Consider the following 15,109-nt stretch of genomic DNA (forward strand, 5'->3'; position numbering starts at 1 on the left):
GCTGGCGTCAGGCGCGGCGCCAGTTGGTGCTGCCGTCCGGCTTGTCTTCGAGCACGACGCCGGCCGCCGTCAGCTCCGCACGGATCGCGTCGGCGTCGGCGAAATTGCGCGCCTTCTTGGCCGCGGCGCGGCGTGCGATGGCGTCAAGGATCGCCGCTTCGTCCAGGCCGCCCGTGCCCGGGCTGCCGGCTTGCAGGAAGGCTTGCGGGTTCCGCTCCAGCAGGCCCAGCACGCCGGCCAGCGCCTTCAGCTGGCGCGCGGCCGCGACCGACTTGCTGCGGTTGACCTCCGACGCCAGGTCGAACAGTTCGGCCACCGCGAGCGGCGTATTGAAATCGTCGTCCATCGCTTCGCGGAAACGCTGCGCATGCGCCTCGTCCCAGTCGACGGCGACCGGGTCGCTGCCAACGTCCACCTCGGCCAGCGCCGTGTACAGGCGCGTCAGCGCGCCCTTCGCGTCGTCGATGTGCACGTCCGAATAATTCAGCGGGCTGCGGTAGTGGGCGCGCAGGATGAAGAAGCGGATGACTTCGGCATCGTATTGCTTCAGCACGTCGCGGATCGTGAAGAAATTGCCCAGCGACTTGGACATCTTCTCGTTGTCGACGCGCACGAAGCCGTTATGGATCCAGTAATTGGCCATCGGCGCGCCGAACGCGCCTTCCGACTGCGCGATCTCGTTCTCGTGATGCGGGAATTGCAGGTCGGCGCCGCCGCCGTGGATGTCGAAGTGTTCGCCCAGCACGGCGCACGACATCGCGGAGCACTCGATGTGCCAGCCGGGACGGCCTTTACCCCATTTCGAGTCCCATTTCGCTTCGTCGGGCTCGGCTTCCTTCCCCGCTTTCCACAGCACGAAATCGAGCGGATCGCGCTTGCCCGTGTTGACGTCCACGCGCTCGCCGGCACGCAAATCGTCCAGCGACTTGCCGGACAGCTTGCCGTAGCCGGGGAAGTTACGCACGGCATAGTTCACGTCGCCATCGGCGCCCTGGTACGCGAGTTCCTTCGTTTCCAGCTTGTCGATGATGGACAGCATCTGCGGCACGTAGTCCGTCGCGCGCGGCGCGACGTCCGGCGGGAGGATGCCCAGCGCGGCCGTGTCCTCATCCATCGCCTTGATGAAGCGGGTCGTGAGCGCCGTCATGGTTTCGCCATTCTCGACGGCGCGCTTGATGATCTTGTCGTCGATGTCCGTGATGTTGCGGACATATTTGACGTCATAGCCCGACGCCTTGAGCCAGCGGTAGATGACGTCGAACGCCATCATCATCCGGCCGTGACCAACGTGGCAGTAGTCGTACACCGTCATCCCGCACACATACATGTTGACCTTGCCGGGTTGAAGGGGAACGAATACCTGCTTGTCACGCGCGAGCGTGTTGTAGATCTTGAGTTGGCTCATCGGATGTTTGCTAGAGGGTTGGAGCATGACGCTCGAAGCGCAGCCTTGCGGCGATGCCGCGACGGGGCGGACGCGTCGGAGTGTCAGGACCGCGATTTCGGGAAACCTTGTTCTTTTTGATAGAATCGGCAGTCCGTCGCAAAGTATAGCATTGATAAAAACCCGACTGGCCGCATATGCAATAGGTTTATTTTTCTGCAAAACCCTTGACATCACTTTGCGCTATATCCACCGAGAGGAAGCTACGATGCACGTCCTGAAATCGCCCGGCGCCCCGCTCGCCACCCGGTTTGCCGTCCGGTGTGCCGCCGGCCTGGCCGCGCTGGCACTGTCCGCCGCCGCGTTTGCCGCCGAACCGCAAGTCTCGCTGAAAACGTCGATGGGCGAGATCGTGCTGGAACTCAACCACGACAAAGCGCCGATCGCCGTGGACAACTTCCTCAAGTACGTGAAGTCCGGCTTCTACAAGGGCACGATCTTCCACCGCGTGATCGACGGCTTCATGATCCAGGGCGGCGGCATGGACGCCCAGTTCCACGGACGCCGCACGAACAAGCCGATCAAGAACGAGTCGAACAACGGCCTGTCGAACGACAAGTATTCCGTCGCCATGGCGCGCGAATCGAATCCGGACTCGGCCACCTCGCAATTCTTCATCAACGTCGTCGACAACCCAGGCCTCGACTATCCGAACATGCAAGGCTCCGGCTATACCGTATTCGGCAAGGTCGTGAAAGGCCAGGATGTCGTCGATAAGATCAAGGGCGTCGTCGTCGACGACATCCACGGGCTCGAGAACGTGCCCGTGACGCCCGTCGTGATCCAGTCCGCGACCATCCTCAAGGGCGATAAGCTAGTAAAATAGCGAACTCGCAATTCTGGCCCGGCAACCTGCGTCGCTTTGCGCCGGGAGCCGCGGCATCACCAACCATCACAGGACACAAACATGACCACCGTACTCATGACCACCAACAAGGGCAACATCAAGGTCGAACTGGACGCCGACAAGGCACCGAAGACCGTTGCCAACTTCCTGGACTACGTGAACAAGGGTCACTACGCGAACACCATCTTCCACCGTGTGATCAAGGACTTCATGATCCAGGGCGGCGGTTTCGAGCCGGGCATGAAGCAAAAAGACGCCGAGCAGAAGGTCGAGAACGAGGCCAAGAACGGCCTCAAGAACGACAAGTACACGATCGCAATGGCCCGCACGATGGACCCGCACTCCGCTTCGGCCCAGTTCTTCATCAACACGAAGAACAACGACTTCCTGAACTACCCGGGCCAGGACGGCTGGGGCTATGCCGTGTTCGGCAAGGTCGTCGAAGGCCAGGACATCGTCGACCAGATCAATACCGTCAAGACGAGCCGCGCCGGCATGCACTCGGACGTGCCGAGCGACGACGTGATCATCGAAAAAGTCGAAGTCGTCCAGTAATTCCCGAACAGGCAGGCATGACGCGCGGGACGTTCGCCCGGCGGTCGTCCTGGCAACACGATGACCTCACCAGCGATGGCTTCTCCCGCGCGCTTGCTCGCGCTCTTCATTTCCGACCTGCACCTGCAGGCGTCCCACCCGCGTACGGCCGAGGCGTTCTTCCGCTTCCTGGCCGAACGCGCGGCGCATGCCGAGCGACTCTATCTGCTCGGCGACATCTTCGAATACTGGGCCGGCGACGACGACGTCGACGACCCGTTCAACCGCACCGTCGTCGACGCGTTGCGCCGCGTGAGCGATGGCGGCACGGCCGTCTATTGGCTCGGCGGCAACCGCGACTTCCTCGTCGGTACCCGCTTCGCCGAGGCGGCCGGCCTCATCCTGCTGCCGGAACCGCACGTCGCGACGTTCAGCGGCCGCGACGGTGCACGGCGCCGGGTCGTGCTCGTCCATGGCGACGCCCAGTGCACGGACGACACCAAATACATGGCCTTCCGCGCGCAGGTGCGCGACCCCGCGTGGCAACAGCAGTTCCTCGCCATGCCGCTCGCGCAGCGCAAGGCAATCATCGCCGGGCTGCGCGAAGGCAGCCGCGCGGCGCACGCGGAAAAATCGTACGACATCATGGACGTCAACCCGGCCGCCGTCGCCGCGCTGCATGCGGACACCGGCACCGACGTCATCATCCACGGGCACACGCACCGCCCTGCCCTGCACGAGGCCGGCCACATGCGGCGCTACGTGCTGCCCGACTGGGAACTCGACGAAGAACCCGTCCGGGGCGGCTGGATCGCCGTCGACGAAGACGGACGCATCCTGCGTGTCGACCTCGCCGGCCACGAACTGGCCTGAGCTGGTCGTTTGACTTCGCGGCCGGGCTCACGTTCCGGACGCTGACCACACCCTGTCAATCCTGTTAGGTCGCCCTGGCATCTTCCGTATTGACTCGCGCCGACTTAGTGTTATACTTCACTACAACACCACAACATCACATCACCAACACGGAGGCAGGCATGACATGGACTGCACTACGACGAAAGGGGGCCGGCAATGACGATCGGCTGGAATGACAACTCACCCATCTATCGGCAGCTGAAGGACCGGGTGATCGGCATGATGCTCGACGGCGCGCTGAAGGCCGGGGACCCGCTCCCCTCCGTGCGCCAGATCGCAGCGGAATACCAGCTGAATCCGATCACGGTCTCGAAGGCTTACCAGGAACTGGTCGACGACAACTTAGTGGAAAAACGAAGGGGGATCGGTATGTATGTCACGGAAGGCGCGAGCGAGAAATTGCTCGCCAGCGAAAGGGAACGCTTCCTGAGCGAGGAATGGCCGGCGATGCTGGAACGGATCCGCCGCCTCGGCTTGAACGTCGAGCACTTGCTGCGCGAACCGGTCGGAGGTGAAAAATGAGCGCCGTCATCGAAGCGAAAAGCCTGACGAAACGCTACGGCAAGCGCACGGCCGTCGACGGTATCGACTTCACCATCCCCGCCGGCCGCATCGTCGGCCTGATCGGCCCGAACGGCTCGGGCAAGACGACGACATTGAAGGCCGCGCTGGGCCTGATTCCGTTCGAAGGCCAGTTGTCCGTGCTGGGCCTCGACCCGCGCACGCACCGCGACGAATTGATGCAGGACGTCTGCTTCATCGCCGACGTCGCCATCCTGCCCCGCTGGCTGCGCGTGCGCGACGCCATCGACTTCGTGGCCGGCGTGCACCCGCGCTTCAATCGCGAAAAGGCCGAACGCTATATCGCGGACACGAAGCTGCAGCCATCGATGAAGGTCAAGGAAATGTCGAAGGGCATGATCGTGCAGCTTCACCTGGCGCTCGTGATGGCCATCGACGCGAAGCTGCTCGTGCTGGACGAGCCCACCCTCGGCCTGGACATCATCTACCGCAAGCAGTTCTACCAGAACCTTCTCGAAGACTATTTTGACGAACACAAGACGATCGTCATCACGACGCACCAGGTCGAGGAAGTCGAGCACATCCTGACGGACCTGATGTTCATCCGTGACGGCCGCATCGTGCTGGCCGCGTCGATGGAAGAGATCGGCGAGCGCTATATCGAAGTCATGGTGCCGCAGGAAAAACTGAGCGCCGCCAACGCGCTGCAACCGATCGACCGCCGCACCGTCTTCGGCAAGGCCGTGCTGTTGTTCGACGCGGGCCCCGGCGGCGCGTCGCGCCAGCAGCTGGCCGCCCTCGGCGAGACCCGCAATCCGAGCGTCGCGGACCTGTTCGTCGCGACCATGAAAGGAACCTACGCATGAAAACCAATCACTACGCAGACACCATGCAGTGGCTGCTGCGGCGCGAGTTCTGGGAGCACAAGGGCTCGATGTTCTGGGCGCCGCTGATCGTCGGCGCGGTGCTCGTCGTGCTGATGGGCGGCACGATCACCTACGGCATCATGCAGCACGGCATTCCCGCGCACGTGACGATCAATGGGCAGGCGCTGCACCATGCCCGGCTGGACCAGATCCTGCCCGAGGAAACGAAGCTGATGGTGGCAAAGATCGCCACCGGGATGTACCTGGGCGCGGGCTTGCCGCTGTTCGCCATCCTGACCGGCGTCGTGTTCTTCTACTGCCTGGGCGCGCTGTACGACGAGCGCCGCGACCGCAGCATCCTGTTCTGGAAATCGCTGCCCGTGTCCGATCCGGTGACGGTGTTGTCGAAGGCCGTCATGGCGATGGTCGTCGCGCCCGCCATCACGCTCGTGCTGGCCATCATCGTCTCGCTGGCCCTGCTCGTCATCACCGGCCTGGCGATCAGCACGCAGGGGCTGAACCTGTTTCCGTCGCTGCTGGCGTCGTCCGGCCTGTATCTGTCGCCGCTGCGCCTCATCGCCCTGCTGCCTGTGTACGTCGTGTGGGCGCTGCCGACCGTGGGCTGGCTGATGCTCGTGTCGAGCTGGGCGAAATCGAAGCCGGTCATGTGGGCCGTGGGCATACCCGTCGTCGCACTCATTGTCATCAAGTGGATCAATGCCGCGCTCGAGAACTTTTCCGGCCAGACGCTGCTGCTGTCGCATTATGCCGGCGACGTCGTTGCCCGCTTCCTGGGCGGCATCGTGCCCGGCATCTGGTTCACGTTCCAGCCACACCTGCTGGCTGGCATGCCCGTCAGCGGGAACGGCGTCGACATGACCGGGGTGGTGTCCCAGTCCTACTTGTCGCTGGCCGGCATCGATGCCTGGATCGGCGTGGTGCTGGGCGTGGCCATGCTGGTCGCCGCAGTGCGCATGCGCCGCTGGCGCGACGAAGGCTGAGCGATGCGCCCGCTCCGCGCAAGCCGGCTCCTCGGGCTCGTCCTGTTCGCAGCCGCTGCGGCCCACGCCCAGGACGACGTCGCGCCGGGCGCCAACCGCGAAGGCGTCGTGCACGTGAATGCCATCAAGAACCCGGCGATGCATTCGTACCGCGCCATCGCGGCCGGTCTGGACACGTTCGACGACCAGCACGCGCTGGCGCCGGCCGTGCCGCACCTGCGGTTTGCCGTCCGCACCCGCGGCGGCGCCGTGCTGGCGGGCGATATCCCGACGGTCAGGCTCGCCGGCGACGACTTCACGCTGGCGCTGCCCGTCGGCACCGACGCCTTGTTCGACGTCCCGCGCAGCCAGCAGGCGTGGGACACGAACGCGGAGCTCGTACTGAGTCGAAAGCGCAGCGAGGTCAGGGTGTGGCCGTACGTGCGCACGCCGGGCCTGGCCGACAATCAGCGCCGCCTGGGCGACCTACGGCTCGAATGCAAGGTCTTCATCACCATCGCGAAGAAGGAGGCGCCGTTCTGGGTCGTCGCCCTGGCGAACACCGTGTTCCTGACGGGCGACTGGTGCAGCTTCTTCAAGGATGGCGACCGCACCTGGTCCGTGAACGTGGAGACGCCGCTCGCATCGGCCGTGTTGCGCGAAGGAGAACGCTCGTTGCCGCTGCGCGTGAAGGGACGCGAGTTCGACCTGCCGCTTTCCGATGCCAGCTGGAGCAACGACGCGATCGTCGACCTCGTATTCGCAGCGCCCGAACCTGCTACCACACCGGAAGGAGCCGCACCTTGAAACAAATCCGCCCCAGCCTGTCGCTGTGCGCGCTGCTGCTGGCATGCGCCCTGCCGGCCGCGCATGCCGACGAGCCCGTGCAATCGGTGCACGTCACCGGTATCGCGGATCCGGAGATGCGTTCCTACCGCAGCGTCGCTGCCGGTCTCGATGCGTTCGACGCCAAGCGCGCGCTGGCGCCGAACGCCACGTTACGCTTCCGCATGCGTCACGCGGACGGCAGCCCGGTGACGGCGGACGACGGCCTGCAACTGCGGCTTGCGAGCGACGACGGGTCGTTCCAGCAAACGGTACCGATCGACGCCGCAGGCCTGCTCACCGTGCAGCGCAGCGAGGCGGCCCGGGACGCCGACGCCACGTTCATCCTGAACCGCAAGAGCGGCAAGTACACGGGCCATCCGGAGGTTCGCACGGCCGGGCTGCCCGACAACGTCCGCCGGATGGGCGACTTGCGCCTCGAATGCAGGGTGACGATCGCTATCGTGAAGGAACAGATGCCGTTCCTGGCGAAGGCTGCCGTGAACACGCTGATGCTGACGTCGGACTGGTGCGCGAAGAAGGATTTCAATTACGGTACGTTGGCCCCGCGGCCGGGCGCGCGGGCGAGGTTGCGCGCCGGTGACCGGTCGCGCACGCTGGACGTCCATGGATGGAATGCGCTGGTGCCGATCGGCGACACCAGCTGGCCTGACGACGCCGTCGTGCAATTCGACGACGGCGCGCCCGAGAACGCTACTCGAACTGCTGACGGAACGCCGCGAACTGCGCCTTGAGTTCGTCGACTTCGCCGCGCAGTGCCGCCACTTCCTGCTCCAGCTGGGCGATACGGGCGCCGGCGGAGCCGCCCGTCGAGCCGCCGGCTCCGGCAGCGCCGCCGCCCGCGTCGAGCGATGCCACGTCGATCGGGCCGCCCAGCAACTGTCCGTAGCGGGGCTCCTTCGTGCCGGGCGCGCGCTCGAGCCGCGCGACGAGCGGCGGATATTTGTCGATCAGGAATTGCAGCGCGCTTTCGGCTTCGGCCACCGACTTGAAGTCGTGCAGGCGGCCCGTGCGGTTGCGGATCTCGCCCGCCGTCTGCAGGCCGCGCAGCATGAGCACGGCCAGCACGGCCACCTTGTCCTGCTCGAGCGTCCACTTGATGCGCATGCGGTGCTCGTATTTGATGACGCGCGCACCGGCCTGCGCGATCCCGTTCACGAGCTTACGCTGCATGAGGCGCTGCAAGGTGTCGTGGACGACGTCCTCGGACATCTGCATCACGGGATCGCGGCTGGACAGCTGGTTGCAGCCGTTCATCACCGCATTCAGCGACATCGGATAATTGTCGGGTGTGAGCGCCTCTTTTTCGGCGAGCACGCCGAGGACGCGGATTTCCTGGGGGTCGAGGTCGGAGGCCGGGTCGAAGCTGCCCGGGATATCGTCTTGCATCGGTGGTCCTTTGTTCGTTCGGCGCCCGCCGGCCGCTTCAATCGACGAGCCGGTTCAGTTGCGCCTGGTCGAGTTTATCACTCTCGTCCGGCGTATGGCAGCGGATGCCGGCCGCCTTCATCGTCGCGCACATGCGTTCGATCTGCTCGTCCTGCTGGGCCACGTGGTTGATCAGGTTGCGCAGTGCCTTCGACAGAGGATCGTCGCCGTTCGGCGTGACGCCGTACGCGGCGAACATCTGGGCGCTGCGCGTCTGGTCTTCCTTGCGCACGATGTGGGCCGGGTTGCCGACGGCGGTCGCGCCCGCGGGCACCGGCTTCACGACGACGGCGTTCGAGCCGACCTTCGCATATTCGCCGACGGTGAACGCGCCGAGCACCTGCGCGCCCGCGCCGACGATCACGCCGCGCTCGAGCGTGGGATGGCGCTTCGTGCCCGCGACGAGCGTCGTGCCGCCCAGGGTGACGCCCTGGTAGATCGTGCAATCGTCGCCGACGACGGCCGTCTCGCCGATCACGACACCGAAGCCGTGGTCGATGAACACGCGCCGGCCGATCGTCGCGCCCGGGTGAATTTCGATGCCGGTGAGCACGCGCGCAAAATACGAGATGAACCTGCCGAGCCAGCGCAAGTTCGCGCGCCAGCAAGCATGCGCCCAGCGATGCATCACGACGGCATGCAGGCCCGGGTAACAGGTGAGCACTTCCCATGCGTTGCGGGCCGCAGGGTCGCGTTCAATGATGCTCCGGATATCTTCGCGCAGGTTGGAAAACATAGTCGTGGACATAGGCAATGAAACAGCATGGTAGCCTATCCGCGCCGTACTTGCTTATGAGGGAAACGAATTTGGGATGGTGTTCCGCTGGCGCTTGGTGGGCACCCCGTGCCCACCATTACGTATGCGTGACGCCGACGGTTATTGCGGCTCGCGCACCAGGCGCTGCCGGCGCGCCTCGTACAGGCAGACGCCCGACGCGACGGAGACGTTCAGGCTCTCGACGGAGCCGAACATGGGAATGGAGACGAGCAGGTCGCACGTCTCGCGGGTCAGCCGGCGCATGCCCTCGCCTTCCGAACCCATCACGAGCGCCGTCGGGCCCGTGAAATCGCCTTCGTACAAACCCTTGTCCGCATCGTCGGACGTACCGATCAGCCAGATCCCGCGCTCCTTCAGGTCGCGCATCGTGCGCGCGAGGTTCGTCACGGTGATGTAGGGCACGGTCTCGGCGGCGCCGCTCGCCACCTTGGCCGCCGTCGCGTTCAGGCCGACGGAGCGGTCCTTCGGGGCGATGACGGCGTGCGCGCCGACGCCGTCGGCCACGCGCAGGCAGGCACCCAGGTTGTGCGGGTCGGTGATGCCGTCCAGGATCAGCAGCAACGGCGGGCCTTCCACGGCATCCAGCAGCTCGTCCAGGTTACGCGCCAGCGACAGCTGGCTGGCGAACGCGATCACGCCCTGGTGGCGGCGGGTGCCGACGATCTTGTCGAGGCGCTCGGCATCGACCGGCATCACGCGCACGCCGGCCGATTTCGCGTTCGCGATCAGGTCCTGCATGCGGCGGTCCTGGCGGCCGGCGTCGACGAAGATCTCTTCCACGCTGGCGGCCTCGTGACGCAAGCGCGAGGTGACGGCGTGGAAGCCAAAAATCATTTTATTTTTCATGCGTTACTTCTTCTTCCTTGTTTTGGACGCGCTCTTGGTGGAAGCGCTTTTCTTCGCCGCGGTCTTTTTGGCCGCGGTCGGGTTTGCTGCGGATGCGGTATTGCGCGGGCTGCGGCGGCCGCGCGTGGGCGGCACGAACACGACGTCGTCGTCGCTCTCGTCGCTGGCGCTGAGCGCGGCGGCGGCCGGCTCGGCCGGCGTCACGTGCGCTTCCTGCTGCGACACGGGCACGCCGCCGTTCCTGGCTTTGCGGCGGCGCGGCGGCTTCGGCTCGCGCGCGTCCAGCGCGGCGGCGCGGGCGCGTTCCAGTGGTGCCGGCACGCTCGCGTCCGCCTTCGGCTGGGCCAGCACGAGGTCGATCTTGCGCGATTCCAGGTCGACGCGGGCCACCTGCACCGTGACGCGGCCCGTCAGCTGGTACACCTGCCCCGTACGCTCGCCGCGCAGCTCGTGGCGGGCCTCGTCGTACTGGAAGTAGTCGGTGCCCAGGCCCGTGACGTGCACGAGGCCTTCGACGAACAACTGGTCGAGCTGGACGAAGATGCCGAACGGCGTCACGCCCGAGATCACGCCCGTGAATTCATCGCCGAGGCGATCCTTCATGTAGTAGCACTTGAGCCAGTTCTCGACGTCGCGCGACGCCTCGTCGGCACGGCGTTCGTTCGCCGAGCAGTGGACGCCGAGCGCGTCCCAGATCGTCAAGTCCTTCGGGTTCTTCTGCTTGCCTTGCGCCTTGTCTTTCGCCGCCTGCTTGCGCACGGCGTTCGACACAGTCGTGTTGAGCTTGGAAAGGTCGACGCCCGTCGGTTCGTACTTCTTGCCCTTCAGCACGGCCTTGATGGCGCGGTGCGTGAGCAGGTCGGGATAGCGGCGGATCGGGCTCGTGAAGTGCGCATACGCCTCGTACGCGAGGCCGAAGTGGCCGACGTTGTCCGGGCTGTAGACGGCCTGTTGCATCGAGCGCAGCAGCATCGTCTGCAGCAAGGTGGCGTCCGGGCGTTCCTTGATGCGCAGCATCAGTTCGGCATAGTCGCGCGCCTGCGGCGTCGTGCCGCCGCCCAAGTTCAGGCCCACCTGCTTCAGGAAGGTACGCAGCTGGTTCAGCTTTTCCTCGGTCGGCACGGCGTGGATGCGGAAGGTGCTCGGCTGGTCGTGGCGGATCAGGAAGTCGGCGGCACAGACGTTCGCGGCCAGCATGCATTCCTCGATCAGGCGGTGCGCGTCGTTGCGGGTGCGCGGCAGGATCTTCTCGATCTTGCCCATCGCATTGCAGACGATATACGTTTCCGTCGTCTCGAAATCGATCGCACCGCGCTCCTGGCGCGCCTTCAGCAGCGCGCGGAACACTTCGTTCAGGTTCAGCAGATGCGGCACGATGCCGGGACGGCGCCCCGCTTCCGGCCCGCTCGTGTTGCCGAGGATGGCCGCGACCTCGTTGTACGTGAGGCGCGCCGCCGAGTGCATCACGGCCGGGTAGAACTGGTAGGCCGTCACTTCGCCGTCGGTCGTCACGACCATGTCGCACACGAGCGTGAGGCGGTCGACGGCCGGGTTCAGCGAGCACAGGCCGTTCGACAGCTTCTCCGGCAGCATCGGGATCACGCGGCGCGGGAAGTACACGGACGTCGAACGCTCGATCGCATCACCGTCGAGCGCATCGTTCGGCTTCACGTAATGGCTGACGTCGGCGATCGCGACGAGCAGGCGGTAGCCCTTCGTGCGGCCGATCTTGACGGGTTCGCAGTAGACGGCGTCGTCGAAGTCGCGCGCATCCTCGCCGTCGATCGTGACGAGCGGGACGTCGCGCAGGTCGACGCGGTCGGCGAGGTCGGCGTCGCGCACCTCGTTCGGCAGTTTATTGGCCTGCTTGATGGCGGCCGGCGAGAAGATGTGCGGCACGCCGAACTTGCGCACGGCGATCTCGATCTCCATGCCGGGGTCATCCAGTTCGCCCAGCACTTCGACGATCTTGCCCGTGGGCTGGCGGAAGCGCGACGGCTGTTCGACGAGTTCCACGCTGACCACCTGGCCGGCCTTCGCCTTGCCCGGCGAGCCCGACACGAGGATGTCCTGGCCGATGCGCTTGTCTTCCGGCGCGACGACCCATACCCCGTTCTCGTTCAGCAGGCGGCCGATGACGTGAGTGTTCGCGCGGTCGGTGACTTCGACGATCGTGCCTTCGGCGCGGCCGCGGCGGTCGGTGCCGACGACGCGCGCGAGCACGCGGTCGCCGTGCAGGACCTTCTGCATTTCCTTATCGGGCAGGAACAGGTCTTCGCCGCCCTCGTCCGGGATGACGAAGCCGAAGCCGTCGCGGTGCGCGCTGATGCGGCCGGAAATGAAACTGGAATGGTCCGTGAGCGCGTACTCGCCCGCCGGATTGGCGCGCAGCTGGCCGTCGCGCTCCATCGCATTCAAGCGGCGCGTCAGCACGCCTTCCGCTTCCGGATTGACTTGCAGGGCTCGGGCCAGGGCGCCGCTGTCGAGCGGACCGCGGGCTTCGCGAAACACGCCGAGGATTTCCTCGCGGCTTGGGATGGTATGAGTTGGGTGCTTCAAATTCGTATTCTTCTTCTCAGTGGTGGCGCCGCCCTCTGTCTGACGGCGCGGATCTCGTTACATTGACACATGGGCAGGCGTAGTGTAACGGAGGACGGTGGGATTCGCCTAACTTCGACAGCGAAGCGTGCCGCGAGTGTCCCGCTCGGAGGCCTTTGACATTTGCCGGCCATCCGCTATACTCTCGGTCTCTTCGGAAACGGCACAGCCAAAAACGAAGGCGCTGCGCAGGCGATGCGCGCTGGGACGAACGGAAGTTGGTCTAGCGCAAAACAGCAAAGCCTGATATCGTAGCGGAATTCGGCGGTAACGTCGAGCAATGCAAGCAAAGCGGTCCAATGCCCACGTGGCGGAATTGGTAGACGCGCATGGTTCAGGTCCATGTGCCGCGAGGTGTGGGGGTTCGAGTCCCTCCGTGGGCACCAGCTGGCGAGCATTGTACAGGTTCATTTGATAGCCCACGTGGCGGAATTGGTAGACGCGCATGGTTCAGGTCCATGTGCCGCGAGGTGTGGGGGTTCGAGTCCCTCCGTGGGCACCAAAAGCTACCTTGTTGTTTGCTGTACGTTTGAAGTTTTGCATGCCCACGTGGCGGAATTGGTAGACGCGCATGGTTCAGGTCCATGTGCCGCGAGGTGTGGGGGTTCGAGTCCCTCCGTGGGCACCAAAAGCTACCTTGTTGTTTACTGTACGTTTGAAGTTTTGCATGCCCACGTGGCGGAATTGGTAGACGCGCATGGTTCAGGTCCATGTGCCGCGAGGTGTGGGGGTTCGAGTCCCTCCGTGGGCACCAAATGCTACCGGTCGTAATGACCTCCAGGATACTGGCGCAAAACGCCGCAATCTTTGCTCAAGGATTGCGGCGTTTTGCGTTTCAGTGCGCGTCGGCGACCGGGGCAGGATTCAGGTGCTGCGCGAAGAACGCGCCGATGCGCCGTTCGTAGTCCGCAGGCGCGTAGGCGTGCAGGTTCACGTGCGCGGCGCCTTCCACGACCCACAACGCTTTCGGCGCCGCGGCCGCAGCGTACAGGCGCTGCGTCTCGGGCAGCGTCGTGTGCAGGTCGGCGGCGCCGGCCGCGATCAGCACGGGCGCCTTCAGGTCCGCGATGTGTGCGATCGGGTGCAGTGCATCCGGCCGGATGCCAAGCCGCAGCGGGAGCTGCCACAGCAGGAGCGCGGACAGCGGTCCGCCCACGGGCCCCACCCGCATGCGCAGCCGGTTCGCGACGGCGTCCACGATCGTCGGATACATCGATTCCAGCACGACGGCATCCACCGGCGGACAGTCGCGGCACAGCACGAGCGACGCCGCCCCCAGCGACACGCCGATCACGCCGATGCGCTGGCCCGGCGCGCGGCGCCGCAATTCCTCGAGCGCCGCCCGCACCCCGTCCGCTTCGCGCAGGCCGAACGTAACGGCGGATGCCGTGCTTGCACCCTGGCCCGGCAAGTCGATCAACAGCACGGCATAGCCTTGCGCATGGAGGAACCGGGCACGGTCGACCATGTCGCGGCGGTCGCCGTGGATCCCGTGCAGCAGCAGTATGGCCCCGTTGCCGCGTCCGCGCAGGAACGAGCCGGCCACGCGCTGGTCCGGGGCGGCTTGCAGCCATACGTCTTCCGCGACTAGCCCCGGCAGCGGCACGGCGTGCGGCGCGACGGCGATCAGCCGCGAGCCGATCAACCAAACGACCACGGCGGCCGCCAGCACGACGATGGCGAGCGCGATCAGGCTCGTGGACAGTGATGGGCGGAAAGACATGGCGCCATTACACCGCAATGCCGCCGTGCGGTCCAGCGACTCAGTGCGCGGCGAGGTCGTCCAGGATGGGGCAATCCGAGCGCTCATCGCCATGGCACGAGCTGGCCAGTGCCGCGAGCGTGCGCTTCATCGCTTCCAGCTCGGCGATCTTGCGATCCAGTTCGTCGATGTGTTCGAGCGCCAGGCGGCGCACATCGGCGCTCGCACGGTCCTTGTCGCGCCACAGGGCCAGCAGGCCGCCGATCTGGTCGAGCGAAAAGCCCAGCGCGCGGCCCCGGTGGATGAATTGCAGGATGCGCACGTCGTCCATGCCGTATTGCCGATACCCGGCCTCCGTGCGGCGCGCCGGCGGCAGCAGGCCGATCGATTCGTAGTGACGCACCATCTTGGCCGTCACGCCGGATGCCCGCGCCGCTTCGCCGATGTTGAAACTGGTTTCCCGTGCCGTCGTATCCATGGTGTGGTCCTCGTCGATGCGCTCAGCATACACCTTCCCACGATGGGAAGCTCAAGTCCGCTTGACTTGGGGCACGAAGCGGTTAAGCTCGACGAACCATGACGAAGTTTATTCTGACCGCATTGGTCGTCGCCCTGCTCGGGCCCATCGCGCTGCACGCGGAGCCCGCGCCCTGGTACCACTGGCGCAGCAAGAGCACGGGCACCATGACGTGCTCGCAGACACCGCTGGGCCCCGGCTGGGCGCGTGCCGACGGGCCCTATCGTGACGCCCGTTGCGAAAAACCATTGCCTACTAAATAATTAACAGCCGGAACACGAAGGAG

The 15,109-nt window shown here is 65.3% G+C and carries 16 protein-coding genes and 4 tRNA genes; 13 read left to right on the forward strand and 7 right to left on the reverse strand.

The features are described 5' to 3' along the window. Window positions 1–7: 7 nt before the first annotated feature. The gene (gene cysS, locus NX784_RS13895) at window positions 8–1,405 is read right to left on the reverse strand and encodes a cysteine--tRNA ligase (RefSeq protein WP_258817271.1); all 1,398 of its coding nucleotides are present in this window, start codon (window positions 1,403–1,405) and stop codon (window positions 8–10) included. A gap of 247 nt (window positions 1,406–1,652) precedes the next feature. On the opposite strand from cysS, the gene NX784_RS13900 reads away from it, so the two are divergent. The 8 genes from NX784_RS13900 (at window position 1,653) to NX784_RS13935 (ending at window position 7,688) form a co-directional block, all read left to right on the forward strand. Continuing rightward, entirely contained in the window at window positions 1,653–2,270 is a 618-nt protein-coding gene (locus NX784_RS13900) for a peptidylprolyl isomerase (RefSeq protein ID WP_258817272.1), read from the forward strand. Window positions 2,271–2,351: 81 nt separating this feature from the next. Next, window positions 2,352–2,846, forward strand: coding sequence for a peptidylprolyl isomerase (locus NX784_RS13905; RefSeq protein WP_258817273.1), 495 nt, complete (start codon window positions 2,352–2,354; stop codon window positions 2,844–2,846). A gap of 60 nt (window positions 2,847–2,906) precedes the next feature. Next, window positions 2,907–3,698: a UDP-2,3-diacylglucosamine diphosphatase gene (locus tag NX784_RS13910; RefSeq protein ID WP_258817274.1), complete on the forward strand. Its 792-nt coding sequence runs from the start codon at window positions 2,907–2,909 to the stop codon at window positions 3,696–3,698. Window positions 3,699–3,896: 198 nt separating this feature from the next. Beyond that, complete coding sequence (locus NX784_RS13915) at window positions 3,897–4,262, forward strand: GntR family transcriptional regulator (RefSeq protein WP_258817276.1); 366 nt, start codon at window positions 3,897–3,899, stop codon at window positions 4,260–4,262. Then, window positions 4,259–5,128: an ABC transporter ATP-binding protein gene (locus NX784_RS13920; RefSeq protein WP_258817277.1), complete on the forward strand. Its 870-nt coding sequence runs from the start codon at window positions 4,259–4,261 to the stop codon at window positions 5,126–5,128. Before NX784_RS13915 ends, NX784_RS13920 begins: the two co-directional genes overlap by 4 nt. Further along, window positions 5,125–6,129 (forward strand): hypothetical protein, encoded by a 1,005-nt coding sequence (locus NX784_RS13925; protein WP_258817278.1) that lies wholly within the window; start codon window positions 5,125–5,127, stop codon window positions 6,127–6,129. Before NX784_RS13920 ends, NX784_RS13925 begins: the two co-directional genes overlap by 4 nt. A gap of 3 nt (window positions 6,130–6,132) precedes the next feature. Continuing rightward, on the forward strand, window positions 6,133–6,915 hold the full coding sequence (locus tag NX784_RS13930) for a hypothetical protein (RefSeq protein ID WP_258817279.1): 783 nt from the start codon (window positions 6,133–6,135) through the stop codon (window positions 6,913–6,915). Continuing rightward, the gene (locus NX784_RS13935; protein WP_258817280.1) at window positions 6,912–7,688 is read left to right on the forward strand and encodes a hypothetical protein; all 777 of its coding nucleotides are present in this window, start codon (window positions 6,912–6,914) and stop codon (window positions 7,686–7,688) included. Before NX784_RS13930 ends, NX784_RS13935 begins: the two co-directional genes overlap by 4 nt. Here NX784_RS13935 and NX784_RS13940 read toward each other — a convergent pair. The 4 genes from NX784_RS13940 to rnr all read right to left on the reverse strand — a co-directional run bounded on the left by NX784_RS13940 (window position 7,648) and on the right by rnr (window position 12,565). Then, window positions 7,648–8,343 carry a YceH family protein gene (locus NX784_RS13940; RefSeq protein WP_258817282.1) on the reverse strand — a complete coding sequence of 232 codons (696 nt, stop codon included), beginning with the start codon at window positions 8,341–8,343 and terminating at the stop codon, window positions 7,648–7,650. The genes NX784_RS13935 and NX784_RS13940 overlap by 41 nt on opposite strands. A 37-nt stretch (window positions 8,344–8,380) precedes the next feature. Next, window positions 8,381–9,118 (reverse strand): serine O-acetyltransferase, encoded by a 738-nt coding sequence (gene cysE / locus NX784_RS28825; protein ID WP_307735988.1) that lies wholly within the window; start codon window positions 9,116–9,118, stop codon window positions 8,381–8,383. Between the two features lie 141 nt (window positions 9,119–9,259). Further along, complete coding sequence (gene rlmB / locus NX784_RS13955) at window positions 9,260–10,006, reverse strand: 23S rRNA (guanosine(2251)-2'-O)-methyltransferase RlmB (protein WP_258817283.1); 747 nt, start codon at window positions 10,004–10,006, stop codon at window positions 9,260–9,262. Between the two features lie 3 nt (window positions 10,007–10,009). Beyond that, window positions 10,010–12,565: a ribonuclease R gene (gene rnr / locus NX784_RS13960; protein WP_258817284.1), complete on the reverse strand. Its 2,556-nt coding sequence runs from the start codon at window positions 12,563–12,565 to the stop codon at window positions 10,010–10,012. 340 nt (window positions 12,566–12,905) lie between these two features. Between rnr and NX784_RS13965 the strand changes: the two genes are divergently transcribed. The 4 genes from NX784_RS13965 to NX784_RS13980 all read left to right on the forward strand — a co-directional run bounded on the left by NX784_RS13965 (window position 12,906) and on the right by NX784_RS13980 (window position 13,358). After that, window positions 12,906–12,990, forward strand: a tRNA-Leu gene (locus NX784_RS13965). Window positions 12,991–13,021: 31 nt separating this feature from the next. Continuing rightward, window positions 13,022–13,106: transfer RNA gene (locus NX784_RS13970), tRNA-Leu, on the forward strand. Window positions 13,107–13,147: 41 nt separating this feature from the next. Continuing rightward, window positions 13,148–13,232, forward strand: a tRNA-Leu gene (locus NX784_RS13975). Window positions 13,233–13,273: 41 nt separating this feature from the next. After that, a tRNA-Leu gene (locus NX784_RS13980) sits at window positions 13,274–13,358 on the forward strand. An 81-nt stretch (window positions 13,359–13,439) separates the two neighbouring features. Here the strand turns inward: NX784_RS13980 and NX784_RS13985 are convergent. Further along, window positions 13,440–14,327, reverse strand: coding sequence for an alpha/beta hydrolase (locus tag NX784_RS13985; protein ID WP_258817285.1), 888 nt, complete (start codon window positions 14,325–14,327; stop codon window positions 13,440–13,442). A gap of 40 nt (window positions 14,328–14,367) precedes the next feature. Further along, the gene (gene cueR, locus NX784_RS13990; protein WP_258817286.1) at window positions 14,368–14,784 is read right to left on the reverse strand and encodes a Cu(I)-responsive transcriptional regulator; all 417 of its coding nucleotides are present in this window, start codon (window positions 14,782–14,784) and stop codon (window positions 14,368–14,370) included. Between the two features lie 98 nt (window positions 14,785–14,882). On the opposite strand from cueR, the gene NX784_RS13995 reads away from it, so the two are divergent. Then, window positions 14,883–15,086: a hypothetical protein gene (locus tag NX784_RS13995; RefSeq protein ID WP_258817287.1), complete on the forward strand. Its 204-nt coding sequence runs from the start codon at window positions 14,883–14,885 to the stop codon at window positions 15,084–15,086. The last annotated feature ends 23 nt before the right edge of the window (window positions 15,087–15,109 follow it).

The sequence above is a fragment of the Massilia pinisoli genome (assembly GCF_024753285.1).
GTDB lineage: Bacteria > Pseudomonadota > Gammaproteobacteria > Burkholderiales > Burkholderiaceae_D > Telluria > Telluria pinisoli.